General features: G+C 66.3%; 16 protein-coding genes. 1 reads left to right on the top strand and 15 read right to left on the bottom strand.

Annotated elements, in window-relative coordinates:
* Positions 1-48: 48 nt before the first annotated feature.
* The 15 genes from WFL22_RS07160 to WFL22_RS07230 form a co-directional block, all read right to left on the bottom strand.
* Positions 49-381 (bottom strand): DUF6804 family protein, encoded by a 333-nt coding sequence (locus WFL22_RS07160; protein WP_336992079.1) that lies wholly within the window; start codon positions 379-381, stop codon positions 49-51.
* Positions 378-1019, bottom strand: coding sequence for a signal peptidase II (locus WFL22_RS07165; RefSeq protein ID WP_017883913.1), 642 nt, complete (start codon positions 1017-1019; stop codon positions 378-380). The genes WFL22_RS07160 and WFL22_RS07165 overlap by 4 nt, the downstream gene beginning before the upstream one ends.
* Positions 1016-2677 carry an apolipoprotein N-acyltransferase gene (lnt, locus tag WFL22_RS07170; RefSeq protein ID WP_017883914.1) on the bottom strand — a complete coding sequence of 554 codons (1662 nt, stop codon included), beginning with the start codon at positions 2675-2677 and terminating at the stop codon, positions 1016-1018. Before lnt ends, WFL22_RS07165 begins: the two co-directional genes overlap by 4 nt.
* A gap of 48 nt (positions 2678-2725) precedes the next feature.
* Positions 2726-3733 carry a c-type cytochrome biogenesis protein CcsB gene (ccsB, locus tag WFL22_RS07175; protein ID WP_017883915.1) on the bottom strand — a complete coding sequence of 336 codons (1008 nt, stop codon included), beginning with the start codon at positions 3731-3733 and terminating at the stop codon, positions 2726-2728.
* 2 nt (positions 3734-3735) lie between these two features.
* Positions 3736-4476 carry a DsbA family protein gene (locus WFL22_RS07180; RefSeq protein ID WP_017883916.1) on the bottom strand — a complete coding sequence of 247 codons (741 nt, stop codon included), beginning with the start codon at positions 4474-4476 and terminating at the stop codon, positions 3736-3738.
* Positions 4473-6194, bottom strand: a complete 1722-nt coding sequence (gene resB, locus WFL22_RS07185) for a cytochrome c biogenesis protein ResB (protein WP_017883917.1) — start codon at positions 6192-6194, stop codon at positions 4473-4475. The genes WFL22_RS07180 and resB overlap by 4 nt, the downstream gene beginning before the upstream one ends.
* The gene (locus tag WFL22_RS07190; RefSeq protein ID WP_017883918.1) at positions 6175-6939 is read right to left on the bottom strand and encodes a cytochrome c biogenesis CcdA family protein; all 765 of its coding nucleotides are present in this window, start codon (positions 6937-6939) and stop codon (positions 6175-6177) included. Before WFL22_RS07190 ends, resB begins: the two co-directional genes overlap by 20 nt.
* Positions 6936-7451, bottom strand: coding sequence for a TlpA family protein disulfide reductase (locus tag WFL22_RS07195; RefSeq protein WP_017883919.1), 516 nt, complete (start codon positions 7449-7451; stop codon positions 6936-6938). The genes WFL22_RS07190 and WFL22_RS07195 overlap by 4 nt, the downstream gene beginning before the upstream one ends.
* A 187-nt stretch (positions 7452-7638) precedes the next feature.
* Positions 7639-8076, bottom strand: a complete 438-nt coding sequence (locus tag WFL22_RS07200) for a hypothetical protein (RefSeq protein ID WP_238560329.1) — start codon at positions 8074-8076, stop codon at positions 7639-7641.
* A gap of 68 nt (positions 8077-8144) precedes the next feature.
* Positions 8145-8522 carry a hypothetical protein gene (locus tag WFL22_RS07205; protein WP_024356173.1) on the bottom strand — a complete coding sequence of 126 codons (378 nt, stop codon included), beginning with the start codon at positions 8520-8522 and terminating at the stop codon, positions 8145-8147.
* Positions 8522-9430 carry a cytochrome c oxidase assembly protein gene (locus tag WFL22_RS07210; protein ID WP_233615402.1) on the bottom strand — a complete coding sequence of 303 codons (909 nt, stop codon included), beginning with the start codon at positions 9428-9430 and terminating at the stop codon, positions 8522-8524. Before WFL22_RS07210 ends, WFL22_RS07205 begins: the two co-directional genes overlap by 1 nt.
* Positions 9431-9492: 62 nt before the next feature.
* Positions 9493-10266: a M23 family metallopeptidase gene (locus WFL22_RS07215; protein WP_336992084.1), complete on the bottom strand. Its 774-nt coding sequence runs from the start codon at positions 10264-10266 to the stop codon at positions 9493-9495.
* A gap of 439 nt (positions 10267-10705) precedes the next feature.
* The gene (locus WFL22_RS07220) at positions 10706-11134 is read right to left on the bottom strand and encodes a hypothetical protein (protein ID WP_336992085.1); all 429 of its coding nucleotides are present in this window, start codon (positions 11132-11134) and stop codon (positions 10706-10708) included.
* A 1056-nt stretch (positions 11135-12190) separates the two neighbouring features.
* Positions 12191-12346: a hypothetical protein gene (locus tag WFL22_RS07225; protein ID WP_017883926.1), complete on the bottom strand. Its 156-nt coding sequence runs from the start codon at positions 12344-12346 to the stop codon at positions 12191-12193.
* A 360-nt stretch (positions 12347-12706) separates the two neighbouring features.
* Entirely contained in the window at positions 12707-12952 is a 246-nt protein-coding gene (locus WFL22_RS07230) for a hypothetical protein (protein ID WP_336992086.1), read from the bottom strand.
* Positions 12953-13127: 175 nt separating this feature from the next.
* Here WFL22_RS07230 and WFL22_RS07235 point away from each other — a divergent pair, with 175 nt between their 5' ends.
* Positions 13128-15770, top strand: a complete 2643-nt coding sequence (locus tag WFL22_RS07235; protein ID WP_081611639.1) for a hypothetical protein — start codon at positions 13128-13130, stop codon at positions 15768-15770.
* Positions 15771-15840 lie beyond the last annotated feature (70 nt).

Below are 15840 nucleotides of genomic sequence, written 5' to 3' on the forward strand. Positions count from 1 at the left end.
TGTCTGCTCCTCCTGTCTGCGGAGTGTGAACGGTCGGATCCTGGGTCTCTAGTCGCGAGGCCGTTTGATGAGTGCTCCGGCGAACAGGAAGACGCTGCCGGCGATGGGCTGGGCGAGGATCCAGAAGATGCCGCTGAAGTTGAACGGATAGACGGGGTTCCAGAGCACGGCGATCGCGACGAAGACTGGCACCCACCACCAGTGGCGGGCTTGCACCGCGAACCAGGCGACGATGAGCGCGAGGATAGCGATGATGAAGCGGAAGACGGTGAACCAGTCGGTGCCGATGAAGGCGACCGCGACGATGAGTAGGGCGAGTGCGATGAATCCCGGGAGCAGCGCGTTGCGCTGGTAGGACGGGGGCTGCTGTTTCTGACTCATGAGTCCGTCGTTTCTGCTCGGGTGGTTACGGGACTACTGGTCGGCAGTTCGGCCTCGGCGCTCTCGACCGAATCGTCGGTATCTCGAGCGCGGGAGGCTGCGTGGAGGCGCCAAGCACCGAGGGCATAGAGCACGACGCCGGCCCCGATCGCGACGTCGGCGAGGTTGCCGATGAACAGGTGACCGTAGGCGAGGAAATCGGTGACCGCACCGCTGCCGAATCCTGGCGGGGCGAAGATGCGATCGGCGAGGTTGCCGAGGGCACCGCCAAGGATCAGCCCGATCGAGGCGGCGTAGATGCGGTACTTCGTGCGGAGGGCGGCCCGGATAAGGAGCACGGAGGCGACGATGCCGAGCAGCGTGATGAAGGGGGTGAGCTGGGCACCGATCGAGAACGCGGCCCCGGTGTTGAAGGCGAGCTGCAGCCCGAAGAGGTCGCCGAGCACGGGGATGCGGTTCTCCGTGTCGAGGAAGTGCAAGGCGAGTTGTTTGCTGATCACGTCGACAGCGATCGTGAGGGCGGCGATGGCGCAGCTGTAGACGAACAGCAGTCGGCGGGAGGGACGGCGGCTTCGGGGCTGCGCCGACGGGCCGGTGCGCTCATCGGCGGGCGGGTCGTGCGGGAGTTCGTAGGTCATGATGCTTTCGGCGGGAGTTCGGCTGCTGCGCCGCCCTTTGCGGAGGCAGGCGCGGGCGGGAGGGAGGTCGTGCGGCTCCGTCGCTCGAGCAGGCCCAGTGCGAGGAGCCCGCCGAGCGCGGCGATGGGGATGATGAGGGTGAGGGTCGGGCCGACGAGCACGGCCGGGGTGAGCCCGGTGCGCAGTGGTACGGCGGTGACGGCGGCCGCCGGAGAATCGGCGGGTGCGCCGTCGATGATGGTGCCGTCGGGGGCGATGATCTGGCTGGTGCCCACGGTCGATACGTTCACGACGGCACGTCCGGTCTCGATGGCGCGCATACGCGCGAACTCGAGCTGCTGCAGGTTCTCGTCAGTGCCCCGGAAGTCGGCGTTGTTGGTCTGGAAGGCGTAGAACTGCGCACCGCCTCGCACCCCGTCCCAGATCACCGAGTCGTAGATGACATCGAAGCAGATTGCGAGCCCGACTTGGATGCCGTCGACGGAGACGAGCGGCGGGTTCGTACCCGGCGTGTACTCGCGCTGGATGAGGCCGACCAGGTCGGGGACGATGCGTTCGTAGAACCACCGGTCGGGCACATATTCGCCAAAGGGCACCGGGTTCACCTTGTCATGCATCTGCTCGGCGCTGCCGGCCTCCCAGAGCATCGACGTGTTGTAGGTGTCCTCGCCTCGCGCGGTGGCCGCATTCATGAGGAGCGGGGCCTCGGCGTTTGCGACGAGCTCGTCGAGGATGCGGGCGGTGGCCGGGGTGTTCAGTGGATCGGAATCGACCCCACCCTCGGGCCACACGAGCAGATCCATCGGTTCACCGAGGAGTGCGTCGCTCGCTTGCCGCTGGGCGGCGAGCACATCGCCGGGGCTGCGCGTGTCGAAGTAGCCGGCAGGCCCATCACCCTGCACCCAACCGACGCGGAGGCTGCCCGCTGCAGTCGTGGGGAACGCCGGCACGAGCAGCAGGGCGAGGATCACCGCTGCGGGCAGCAGCTCGGCGCGTCTCCGGGGTGCGGGCCGGGCGGCCCAGTCGACGACGCACGCGCAGAGCCAGACGATGAGCAGGGTGAGGCCGGCGACGCCGACCCAGGAAGCGGCTTCGGCGAAGGGGCCACCAGCCTGGGACATGCCGATTCTGCCCCACGGGAACCCGCTGTAGGGCCAGGTTCCGAGGAGGAGCTCGCGTGCGGCCCACAGCACCGCGATGAGCACCGGGAGTAGGAATCGGCGGGTGGCGCGGCGTTCGAGGAGAGCGCCCCAGCGGTAGGCGAGGGCGATCGGGATCGCGCCGAGCGCGAAGAGCAGCGATTCGACCCCGGCGAGCGCGACCCACGGGATCGGGCCGAGGAACTGCACGACCCACATGAGGTGCGTGAAGTAGAACGCGGCGCCGTAGGCGAGACCCACGAGAAACGCTCCCCCGATGCTGCGGCCCATGAGCGTCCAGAGCCCGCCGGCGATGCTGAGGAAGGCGAGCGGCCACCAGCCGAGGCTCGGGAACGCGGCGTCGAGCAGCAGGCCCGAGACGGCGGCGATCGGGATCGCCGCGCCCCACGGCAGGCGACGCACCGTGGTGGTGGTGCGCTGCTCGCGCGCACCGCGCCCGAGTGCCGTGCGGGGCACGTCGGGGTCGTCGCGCAGCGGGAGCGTGTCCGTGGTCGTCACAGCGGCCTCCTTCCTGGTGCTCGAATCGCGGGTGTGGTCGGGGGCGGCTCAGCTGACGCCGGAGTAGGCGTGCAGGCCCTGGAAGTAGAGGTTGACGATGGTGAAGTTGAAGATCACCGTGGCGAAGCCGATGAGCGACAGCCACGCCGACTTCGTGCCGCGCCAGCCGCGGGTGGCGCGGGCGTGGATGTACCCGGCGTAGATCACCCAGATCACGAACGTCCACACCTCCTTGACGTCGAAGCCCCAATAGCGGCCCCAGGATTCGTTCGCCCAGATCGCTCCGGCGATGAGCGTGAACGTCCAGAAGATGAAGCCGAGAATCGCGAAGCGGTAGGCGAGCGTCTCGAGCACCTCGGCCTTCGGGAGCGTGCGCAGGTAGCCGCGATCCGGGGCAACCTCTTCGCCCCCGGTGGCCTTGATCCGCTCGCGGCGTGCCTGCAGCAGCTGCATCGTCGATAGGCCCGCCGCGATCGCGAGCAGCGCGGTGGCGAGCGAGGCGACGAAGACGTGGATGATGAGCCAGATGCTCTTGAGCGGATCCATCAGCGGGGTCACTTCGACGTAGAAGGAGATCGTCGATCCACCGAGGAAGAACACCACCATGCCGACGATGAAGACGCCGAGGAACCGGAGGTCGTACCAGCGCAAGGCGGCGAGGTAGACGGCGACGATCAGCAGGGTGCCGATGAGGGCGAACTCGTACATATTCGCCCACGGCACCCGTTCGGCCGCGATCCCGCGCGTGACCGTGGCGGCGAGATGGAGCGCGAAGCCGAGGGCGGTGAACGCGATACCGAGGCGCGCGAAGTAGCGCCGTGACCGTTCGGCACCGGGCACGCGGAGGCTCCCCTCCCCTCCCCCGTTCTGCGGGGAGGCTGCGGGGCCTCCGGCCGCGCCGACGAGCGCGGCCTCCCGCTGTTTGATGGGTGCGGCCGAGGCGCGCTGCGAGAGGTCGTAGGCGAAGGCGAGGAACGCAAGGACGTAGATCGTGATCGCTGACCAGACGGCGAGCACGGAGAACTCGTCGAGCGCGGCCTGCAGTTGCAGATCCATGGCTACTCCTTGCTCTCCGCGATCGCCGCGTCGAGGGCGTCGGTGATGTCGGTGACGGTCTGGGGTTGCAGCAGCTCACCGTTCAGGAAGAACGTCGGGGTGCCGCGCACGCCGAGCGACATGCCGGCGTTGTGGTCTTCTTCGACCCTCGCTTGGGTTGCAGGGTCGGCGACGGCCGCATCGAAGGCGTCCATGTCGAGTCCGAGCTCCTCGGCGTAGCCGCGGATCTTGTCGGCCTGCGAGTCTTGCTGCTCCGCCCATTCGGACTGCGACTCGAAGAGCTTCTGGTACATCTCCTCGAACTTGCCCTGCTGCGACGCGGCCTCGACCGCGATGGCGGCGTTCATGGAGTTCGTGTGGTTGGTGATGAAGTAGCGGGCGACATAGGTGATCTGCCCGTCGTACTGTTTGCGGATCTCCTCGATCACCGGGTAGACGGCGCCGCAGGCCTCGCATTCGAAGTCGAGGAACTCGACGAGCACGGGTGCACCCTCGCCGGCGTCGTCGAGGACGTGCGAGTTCTCCTGCACGAGCGGCACTTCGCTCTGCGTGGGGGTTCCGCCGCCCGTTCCGCCGCTGTTCGACGCCTCGCCGGGCGCCTGGACTTCGGGCCGGTTGAGCACCGAGATGAGGATCAGGATGAGCGCGATGAGCAGCACGGCGGGAATGGCGATGAGTGCCGCCTTCTGCGAGGTGCTCAGCTTCTTGTTCGGTTTCTGCACGGTGTGCGGGGGCCAGTTCATGGGGTTCCCTTCTTGAAAAGCGGTGACGGTAGTTGCTCGGCGATGGCCGAGAGGTGGCTGGTGCGGAACTGTTCGACGGCGCGCTCGAGGCCTGGATCCTCACCGCGGGCGAGGCCGGCGTACTCGATCTTGACCTTGCGGCCGCCGACGACTGGTCGGGTGAGGGTGGCTTTCACCCAGAGCCGACGGCGCGGCACGAGGAGGCCGGTGATGAGGCCGACCGTGGCGAGGATGGAGAAGACAAGCACCCAGGTGGCGCCGGTGTCGCGCTGGATCTGCAGCGAGACGAAGCGCTTGATCGACTCTTCGGCGCCCTCGGTGACGGTGAGATCCTCGAAGGTGATAGTTCCCATCCCGTTCGGGAGGTCGGCGGTGTCGCCGGGGGTGAGCTCGATCGAGTCGATACCGGTGTCGCCGCCGGTGATCTGGGTCATCGATTGGGTGTCGAGCTGGTACACCGAGCGCGGAGTGCCGTCGTCAATGCCGAGGTCTCCTGTGAACACGTTGAACGTCATCATCGGGTTGTAGAGGTCGGGGAACACCGAGTAGTAGGCGCCGGTGTCCAAGGTGCTCTGCGTCGGGTACAGGAAGCCGATGAGCCCGACCTGCTCAGGCAGACCGTCGGGGACTTTGATCACGCCGAGCGAGGTCATCGCGGAATCCTGCGGGAGGAAGGGCTGGGGTTCCTGGTAGACGACGTCTCCGGCGGCGTTGCGGATCGTGATCATCGGCGCGTAGCCGTTACCGAGGAGGTAGATGCGGTCGCCGTTCACCTCGATCGGTGCGTTCACCCGCACGGTCTCGGCACGGGTGTCGTCGTCCCCGGCCTCTCGGATGGAGAGGTGGGCAGCGAAGTTGCCTGCCTGCCCCGCACCGGGCTTCCCAGGGTCGACGTACTCGACGTCGAAGCTGTCGAGGCTCAGTGCGTAGGGGGTGAGTGAGCTTCGGTCGAAGTACCGTCCTGGCGAGAACGAGGAGTAGGCGCTCTCGCTGTTCACGAAGGTGGTGCCTTGGACGATGACGCGATCGCCGGTGTAGTTGAGGCCGGTGCTCAGCAGCACGGTCACGAGGATCCCGACGAGTGCCGAGTGGAAGACGAGGTTGCCGGTTTCGCGCAGGTAACCGCGTTCGGCGGATACCGACCAGGAAGTCGCGCTGTCGTAGCGGGCGGTGCGGTATCCGCGGCGTCGCAGCTCGCTCTCGGCGATCGCGATGGCCTGGGCGACGTCGGCTTCGGAGGTGCGATCATCGACGAGTTGCAGATCGTTGGAGGAATAGCCGACCATGCGCTGCAGCCGGGCCGGGGTCTTCGGCGCCGGCGCGCGGAGCGCTTTCGCATGATGCTTGATCCGCGGGATGATGCAGCCGATGAGGGAGACGAACAGCAGCAGGTAGATGGCCGAGAACCAGGCCGAGCTGTAGACGTCGAACAGCTGCAGTTTGTCGATGGTGGGGGCGAGCTCGGGGTTGTCGTCGAAGTACTTCACGACGCCGTTGGGGTCGGCTTGGCGCTGTGGGAAGAGCGAGCCGGGGATCGCGGCAATCGCCATGAGCAGGAGCAGGATGAGCGCGGTGCGCATGCTCGTGAGCTGCCGCCACCCCCATCGGAGCCAGCCCTGCCACCCGAGGCCGACGTCGCCGCTGCCGCGTTCGGTGGAGTCGACGTGATCGCTTGGGCGTGCGGGGAGGGTATCGTTCTCAGAGCGGGAGCTGGACATTCGCCATCACCCCCTGCAGGGAGGACATGAGGCGCGTCCAGAGCCCGCTTACCATGAGCAGGCCGAGCACGACGAGGACAACTCCGCCGGCGATGTTGATGGCGCGGATGTGACGCCGCAGGAACGACATCGAGCGGGTGGCCCAGCCGAGCCCGAGGGCGAGCAGCAGGAACGGGATACCGAGGCCGAGCGAGTAGGCGACGCCGAGCAGCCCCGCACGGACGGGGTCGCCGAGGTTCCACGACACGGAGATGATCGCGGCGAGGGTGGGCCCGATGCACGGTGTCCAGCCGATACCGAGGGCGAGACCGAGCAGTGGCGCCCCGGCGAGGCCCAGGCGTGAGCGGAAGCGGGGTCGGACAGTGCGCTGCATCTTGCGGAAGACCCCGACGAAGGCGAGCCCCATGACGATCACGACGACGCCGAGGATACGGGTGGCGATGTCGGCATAGGCGAGGAAGACCTGGCCGAAGACACCTCCGAGCACGGTGACAGTGACGAACACGATGGAGAATCCGGCGATGAACAGGAGAACACCCAGGAGCAGGCGGCGGCGCTGTGCGGTGGTGCCGCGGGCAGGTGCAAAGCTCGGCTCGACGGGGGCGACGGCGGAGCCAAGGTAGCCGAAGTAACCGGGTACGAGCGGAAGCACGCAGGGGGAGGCGAAGGAGACGAAGCCGGCGAGTGCGGCGATGAGCACACCCGCCCAGAGTGCGCCGTCGAAAACGAGATCGCTCGGGTTCATGGCGTCTCCGCGAGTGCGTCGGCGACGAGCGTGTCGAGGATGGAGGCGGACTCGAGTTGCCCGATGATGCGGGCCGCGACGCGCCCCTCGCGGTCGAGCACGAGCGTGGTGGGCGTGGCCTGGATCGGGGTGACGCCGGCGAAGGCCTGCTTGACGCGGCCGTCGTTCACATCGATGATGCTCGGGTAGGTGATGCCGTTCTCTTCGGCGAAGGCGACGGCGGTTGCGGGCTGGTCGTAGATGTTCACACCGAGGAACCCGACGCCCTCATCCTGGTAGTTCAGCCAGACCTCCTCGAGCATGGGGGCCTCGATGATGCAGGGGCCGCAGGCGGCGTACCAGAAGTTCACGACGTACACCTCTCCGGCGTAGTCGTCGCTGGAAACCGGGTCGCCGTATTCGGTGGTGCCGCTGAAGCTCACGGCGGCGCCACGCTCGTCGACCGGAATCTCGACGATGCGGCCATCAGAAGTGCCGCTTCGTTCACTGCCCTGCTGGTACTGTTCCGACATCGGCGCGGCGGCTGTGCAGCCGATCAGCCCAATGCTGATTGCGGCGGTCGCTACGAGTGCGGTCAGCAGCAGGTACGTCGGTTTGGACGTCCTCAAGTTCCTGGTTCTCCTCATTCCTCAACGCGTGGTCGCGGGCATGGCGGACGTGCCGGCCCGTTCCTGCCTCAGGGGGCAGCGTGAGGGGCGCTTAAATGCGCAGGAGGCTGAGGTCGTGCAGGCCGAAGCGATGCCTGCCGCGATGATTGAACGCTGCAGTTGCGGCGATCGGAGCGATCTGGGGGCGCTGGCGTTGGAACCGCATCTGCCTGCAGCGGAGCGCGAAGACGATCAGGATCGCCAAGGCAAAGCCGCAGAGTATCCCGAGCAGGCAGGTGACAACACCGATCAGGATGTCGTCGCTGGCGGTGGTCTCCCCCACGGTGTCGGCGAAGTGTCCCACTGCGGCGTCGAAGGAGGTGGCTGCGACCGTGTTCGAGGCGGCCGCCGGCGCGGAGAAGCCGACATCATCGGCGTGGGAGACGCCCCACAAGCCCACGACGGTGACGATTGCGGCGAGGAGCAGCGTCGCGGCTCTCATCGTGAATCGTCGCCGCGTGATGCGGGCACTGCGGGGAACTGAGGACACACCCCGATTATACCGAGCGGGTTCAAGGCGAACATGGGAGTGGACTGACGCGCACGGCATACTGCACCCTATTGAAGAGCGATGAGCAGGCTGAGCAGGCCCATCACGAAGGTGTAGGGAGCGAGCGTCATCTTCTCGTCTTTGCTCTTGGAGAGCAGGCTGAGGATCACACTGAACCCGAGGTGAGCGACGATGAGCCACATCACCCAGAAGCTGAACTCCCCGGGCAGCACAGCGATGGTGCCGCTGCGATCGAGGGCGATGAAAGCGATGAAGGCGTAGCGGAGCACAGCGGAGATCGCGCCGAGGCGGAGGTTGAGCGGGAGCGTGATGTGTTCCCCGCCCCACGCGTACTTGCCGAGCGGTGCACCGGCAGCCAGGGCGATCTGGAAGATGGCCAGCACGCCGAGCATCGCGGTGAGCGCGAAGATCAGGATCGTCGCCATCACTGCTCCTTTCCGAACTTCGCGGCGAGGTAGGCGTTGTAGGCGTCGAGTTCCGCGTCCTCTTGAGCTTCTCGACGTTTCGCTTGCCGCAGATCGCTCGTGCGCCACTTGGAAATGGTGACGATGAGCACGATGATCAGCGGCAGCTCGCCGTATGACCAGATCAGGCCGCCAGCGATGGCCTGGTCGAGAGCGCGGCTGATCCCCCACGCTTCGGGGTCGGTGGCGTACCAGCGGAACATGGGCTCGGTGCTGCGCAGCAGCACGAGCCCGAAGATCGCGTGGATCTGGATCTCGAGGAGCACGTCGACGATGCGTACCACGAACGATGGGGCGCGCGGCAACGGGTCGAGTGACCACAGCGGAGCGCCACCGATCATGCCGAAGGCGAGGAACAGGGTGAGCAGGATGAGATGCCCGGACGGGAGCTCGAGGAACCAGCTCAGGGTGTCGGTGAAGTACAGGGTGGGGAAGGCGACGACGGCGATGACGATCACGGTGGCCGGGTGCAGGAGCACCTGGGCGGTGCGCGAGCGGTAGGCGCTGAGCGCGGCGCGCATCACCGGCCGCCCGAGTCCCCGGCGCGGCGTCGCGCGCAGGAGCAGACGGCCGGGAGAGCCCATGAGCAGGAACGGGGGTGCGACGACCATGAGCGTGATCTGCTGGAAGAGCAGCACCGAGACGAGTTCCTCGGCGTAGGCGTTCGCGCGCAGTCCGGTGGCCGCGAACCAGAGGAGGCAGCCGACGGTGAACAGCAGCGTCGAACCGACGCCCCATCGTTTTCCCCGTACCCAGAGGGAGATCGCCCCGGTCAGGTAGATGGAGAGGCAGACGACGGCGAGCCAGGCGAGCGGCGACATGCTGCGCAAATCGAACTGGAAGAGGTCGCCGAGCTCGAGGCTGGCCATCGCGGGGTACACGGTCGGGGGTTGTCCTTACTGACGCTGGCGAGTGCTCGCCGGGGAGGGGGCTACTTCGAGTTCGCGGCGATGAACGGCAGCGGGTCGACGGGCTCATCTTCGACGCGCACCACCAGGTGCAGGTGGTTGCCGAAGGACATCCCGGTGGTTCCGACGAGTCCGGCTTGGTCGCCTCCCTGAACGGTTTGGCCAACCTGCCAGGAGTGGGAGTTCTCCTGCATATGGCAGTACCGGCTGATGACCTCTTGACCGGCAACCTGGTGCTGGACTTTCAGCGAGAAGCCGCAGCCGTCGGAGGCCCAGCCAGCCTCAGTGATCACGCCGTCACCGACGATGCGGATCGGAGTGCCGCCGGCAGCGGCCATGTCTTGTGCGTCGTGGAAGCCTGCGACTGGTGCGGAGCGGTATCCGAAGCCATCGGTGAGCGGCACCTCTTGGGCGAAGGGGTACTGCAATGTGGTGTCGGTGAGGCCGCTGACGGTCACTGCCCCACCGCTCAGCCCGATCTCGGGCGCGATCGCAGTCGGGGAGACCGAGAGCTCGTCGAGCAGCGTCGGAGTGTCGGTTGTGCCTCCCGTGACGAAGGCCTGCTGTCGGCTCGCGAAGACGGGGGTATCGGCGGTCGCGGCGCTGGTCGCAGGGAAGACGGTACCCGCCACGAGTACGGTGACGCTCGCGAGCGCCGTACTGCCAGCGACGAAGCTGCGCAGTTGTGAGCGTCGCCGTGCCGTGCCGGTCTCGGGTTCCGTTCCGCCCCCGGTCGGCGTCTCCTCGGCGGCAGGCCGCTCGCTGACGGGCTGCGCCGGGAGATCGGTGTATGGCACCGTGGACGGTGCTGCGGCTGCATGCTTGGATCGGCGGGGCCGAGCCGAGTCGTCGGTCGAGCGTTCGTCTGTATCAGTGGGTTCGATCCAGGTGCTCCGCCTCGGCCCCGCCGATTCCTCGGCGTGCCGACGCCGCCTCAAAAGACGACTCCGAGGACGAAGAACGAGACGACGGCGAAACAGATGCTCAGGAGCACGGTGCCGAAGACGAAGAGGAAGTGTTTAGCTTTGATCGGTGAATCTGTGGAGTTCAAACTGCTGGCTCCTGATCGGGGGCGCTCGTGCGCCCGAGTGATGTTCGAGAGTGCGCAATGCCGGAAGGCGTGCCGATGTCAGCGCTTTTGCAGGGGCCGGCGAAGCTCTCAGAGGGAACGTGGTGCCGGTTGGAGGCACACGGAGCTTCGCGGGCTATCCCCGTGCACGGGTTTCCCGGTGGAGATCAGGTTCGCGAGATCGAGTGAAGGAGCAGCAATGGCTGCGGGCGGGCGGGTGCGCGCGGCAGGGCGACCGCCCATTCGCGGATCCTGCCGAGCCGCAGCTGTAGCCACGGTCGCCGGGTGAAGAGCACGACCAGCATCAGAGTGGCGAGCATGGTGAGCATGCAGATCGCAATGAGATCGAGGTGCCAGCTCTGCACGCTGCCGTTGGCGGCGTGCTCGCCCCCCTCGACGAGCGTGGCGGTCGAGGCTGTTGAGGGGGTGGTCGCACTGGTGCTCGCCGAGGCCTCGGCGATTACCGGCACGCTGCTGAGTTCGGCGCTGTGCGCGCGCAGTCCGACGAGACCGAGGATGACGAAGGCGCCGACCCAGACGAGGGTCAGGATCGCACGCCGCGATAGCGGTCGTCGCGATGCAACGCGTGCACTCATCACTCCATCACCTCCATTGTCATGTAACAATTTAGCATCGGAACCTGAGGTCAGCCAGGGGATGCTACTGCGTGTGGGCGTACGTCGGCGCTTTTGCCAGTGTCGGCGCGGCTCCGCATGCCAGGGCTGATCCTGCCGCACCCACTGGTATGGGGCAGGGACGCCGTTGAGGATCACGAGCGCTACGCGAGTTTGAGAACGTGCACGACTCCGGGTTACCCGAGTGCACAGAACAGCACGAGGGGACAATCACGATGTAGAGGGCTAGGGCTATATTCCGGATAACGATGCGCCGGCCCCGCTGAGCTGGCACAAGGTTCTGCGGAATGAAGACTGAATCGTGACGGCTATTGGCAACGCCAGCAGACTCAATGGCAGCCGCGGAACCTTGACGCTCATCGCGACGGTCACCGGAGCGAGCGCCGGGACGTCGTAAAAACCATCGCCGACTATCACCGTGGGATCAGCGGCGACGAGGGCGCTGATGGCATGGCCTTGTCTGCGGGGACCGCCCGGCGTGCATACTCAAGATGCCGGAGTCGGCCGCCAGAGCCTGTGCAGTGCAATCGTGGCCACCGGTGAGCATGATCGAGAGATCCCGTCTCCTGCAGCATTTGGATCGTCTCAGCCAATCCCGCGCACGCAACTCGTCGCGAACCTCGATGAGATTGGGGAGTTCCCAATCGGCTTCGATCACGACGATGATCATACCCTGCTCGGCAAGCTACTCGGTGGCGAGTCGGTCCTTACCGGGATCAACCCAGCGGACAATACTGATTCGGATCCTCTGGCAGGAGGCGGTGCCGGTGATTCCGCGCTACGGCTCATCCTACTAAGCATCTCGCCTGGTCGCCGCATCGGGCACGGTCACGACGGCGGGTGCATGCTGGATGATTCGAGTGCGTTGGCGAAGCCGATCACCTCGCGTTCGGCGCATTCGAAGCTCACGACTTCGACGACTTGGGGTTAGTTGCGGGTAAGTGCGCCTTTACCGTTGAGGGCCACGGTGCGGATCGTACCCAGCTCTTCGAACTCCTGACGGAGCTTGGGCACATTTCAGTGCTTGGAGGCGGAGCCGATCGCGCCCTTCACGGTGGCGGAGACGGTGTTCACAGGCGCCCACGGAGAAGCGGCGATGATGAGTACGGTCGGCACGAGCAGCTTGGCGCCTCGGTCGGTGAGCTTGGCACGTTCCCACTCGTGGGCGTGCATTCGGTCGATAAGGGTCCGATGTGCGTGAGCGAGTTTTCTCGGCCATAGGCGGTGGACTTGATGAACAGCACGCAGGACCTGTCGACAGCGATTGCCGTAGCCACATCCCCTCCCCCAGACCGGGATGGACTCCCTCGTGATAGCAGAGGCGTCGATACTGAATGTGCCGTCGAAAGCAGTACCGCCGATGGCGTCTCCTTCTCCAGCCTTGATGATGAAGATCCCGACGTTGCAGCGCTGATGCTCTTCGGGAACACGTTCCAAGCACTCGACGCTCTGGTCTGGGTAATGCGGTCAGTTCAGAATCGAGTGGATAGATCGCGTCAAGGCGCCGGGTAGCGCAAGCCCTCGGGCATTTGGTTACTCACCGAACCCCAATCCTCGGTCGCATCGCTGCGCAGCGCCCTCCGCACCGACCAGCACCGAGTACTCACCAATCTGCTTCGTCCTGGCACCGTACAGTATGGCGCAGCCGCGCGGATCGACCCGAACGGCAGCCTTCGGATCACCACCGAGTACGGAACCGAGGGCTTCGACCTCGTTGCGATCGTCGACGGCACCCGCTGCCGGAGCCGGGCAGCGACCTGCTTTGACACGAGATTCCATGAAGCGGGGTACTTCTACTATGGCGCGGCATTCCCGGCAGCCCCGTCGCGCTGCACTGAGCAACCGGAGAGACCTATGTAGTGCTCGTCCAAGTCCTACCGGTGCAGTGTGCGCACCTGACTAGTAGCTGTTGCCGTTCTGACGACGGCGGACACAATCAATAAGGAGATCCCACTTGTCTGCTCACATTCTCGTACCACCCGACAAATCACCGCTGCCCGGCCGCGTTGTCTCAAGCGTTGCGACGACCCTCACAATCCTGCTGATGTTACTTGGCAGCCTGTTCTTCCCGGCAGCCCCGGCGCAGGCCGCGACCCTGGGCGTCGGGTATGGCAATCAGGATCTCTGGCTCGGTTCCTTCTCGTCGCATGGCCGTCAGGCGTACTGCATGGATCTCGACGCGCTCGCCCCGTGGGGCAACACGCAACACCCGGAGCTGAAGACCACGCTCGACAGCCTCAGCGCGACCGAGCTCGCCCGCCTGAACTACGTACTCGGGCGGTGGGGTGAGAGCAACGATCCAAACATCACCTCCGCCGTCCAGCTATACGTCTGGGATATCGCCGACCGCGGCAACTACTCCGCACGCGGCGGAGACGGGCAGTTCGTCACCCGGGCACCCGGGAACATGCAGGCCACGATCCTGTCGCACCTCACCACGATGCGGAGCGAGTCGGCGGCGAACGCCGTCGCGAACCCGTCGGTGTCGATGTCGATCACGATGACCGACCAGTACCAGGGGCAGCTCAAAGTCCAGGCGAACCCCACGAGCGCAACCGGCACCGTTACGCTCACCAACGCCAACTTCACGAACGGCAGCACCTCCGCGACACTCGGTGTCGGGACACATGAGATCGTCGGTATCCCACCCGAGGGCGCACCGGACTATCAGATCACCGCGAGCCTCAAGGCTCCGTCGCTTGGGTACGGGGCTGGCGTGGACCTGTTCTACACTCCGGGCGAGCAACGCATCCTCGGCGCGGCCTCGTTCGAGCCGCTGTTCGCCTCTGCGCAGTCAGCGGTGATTCCGTTGGACTTCCGGCCGGTGATCGAGACGGTCGTGGATGCGAAGTTCGTGCAGGCAGGCGACGTATTCTCCGACAAGCTGAACGTCACGGTGACGAAGCACTCCTGGATCAAGGTGAACGGTATCCCGGTGCCGGTGCTCGCCGAAGGCACCCTCTACGGGCCGTTCGACGCGCAGCCGGTCGAAGCGAACGCACCGCCAGAGGGCGCGCCCGTGCTCGGGACCGAGTCGCTGACGCTCACGCACCCCGGGAACTACGTGTCGCCGGGCACGCTCACGGCCCCGGAGTCGGGGTTCTACACGTGGGTGTGGAGGATCGACAAGACCAAGCAGGGTGCGAACGCGAAGTACCTCACCGATTCCTTCACGGATCGGTTCGGGCGGGTGGCCGAGACCTCGGTCACGCCGTTCCAGCCGGAGGCGGTATCGAAGGCGAACGGCAAGCTCGTGAAGCCCGGCGACCGGGTGACGGATACGATCACGGTCTCCTCGACCAATGGCGCCTGGCTGAAGCACAACGGCGAGCCGATCCCGGTCGTCTTCGAGGGCACCGCCTACCAGGCACCCGGAACCCTCCCGCCGGTGCAGGGTGCGGAGGCGCCGGCGGGTGCGGTGCCGATCGGCACCGTCACGGTAACCGCGCCCGGGCCCGGTGAGTACGAGTCGCCCGAGGTGGAGTTGCCGGATGCGGGGTTCGTGGCCTGGGTGTGGCAGGTGAAGAAGGCGTCGCAGCCGGAGTGGGTGCGCCCGTACATCGCCGCCGATTGGCAGGACGAGTACGGCATCAACATCGAATCGCACTCCGTCAGGTGGCCGCTCACGATCACCTCGGAAGTCCGCGAATACAACGTCCACAAGAACGGGCGCGCGTTCGACCGGATCACCGTCTCTGGGTTCCCGGAGAATCACCCCGAGTTCACAGGTGACGGCTACTGGGGGCCCGACGAGCAGGAGATCGAGCACACCGTCTACGGCCCCTTCCAGACCGATGCGGAGCTCACCGACGATCTCGATCTGTCGGATGCCCCGGTGCTCACGCGGATCACGACGCCCGCGAAGAACGGGGTCTACGACATCGGCTACACCAATGAGGACCGCATCCAGCCGACCGAGGCCGGCTACTACGTCATCGTCACGCGGTTCGCGGGCGACGACCGCGTGCAGCCCTTCACGAGCTCGCCGACGGATATCTGGGAGCGGTTCTACGTTCCCGATGACGAGCAGCCGGTGTCGGTCATCACGCAGGCCACCCCCGTCGCGGGGGTCGGTGAGGAGTTCGACGATACCGCACTCGTGCAGGGGACGAAGATCCCCGACGGCGCGTACCTCGTGTTCCGCGCCTACGGCCCCCACGACCCCGACGCCGAGCCGGTCTGCGAGGTGCCGTTCTTCACCTCCGAGAAGATCGCCGTCACCCAGGCTGGCATCTACCGCTCCGGGAAGACGAGCGTCGACCGTGCCGGGCACGTCTACTGGGTCGAAACCCTCTACGACGCCACGGGCAAGGTCATCGCGGAAGGGAAATGCGGTGCACCGGGTGAGACGACGGTCGTGACCGAGACGCCGCAAGAGGTGCCGCCGACGCCGGAGCAGCCGGAGCTTCCGGAGACGCCGTCCGAGCTGGCTACGACTGGGGGCGGGTTCCCGTGGCTGATCGCCGCCGGCGGCCTGGTCGCGCTCCTCGCGGCCGGAGTGACGCTGTGGTTCGGGCGCAGGCTCGCGCTCCACCGGGAGCGAGGCGGAGACAGCGGAGAGGAGGACACCGGTATCGAAGACCTCATGAACCAGTAACCCCAGCACCCCCATGCTGGGCGGGGCGCAGACCATTCCCCAGGGTCTGCGCCCCGCCCTTTTCGCGTGT

It is taken from the genome of Leucobacter sp. VD1, from assembly GCF_037150695.1.
Taxonomy (GTDB): domain Bacteria; phylum Actinomycetota; class Actinomycetes; order Actinomycetales; family Microbacteriaceae; genus Leucobacter.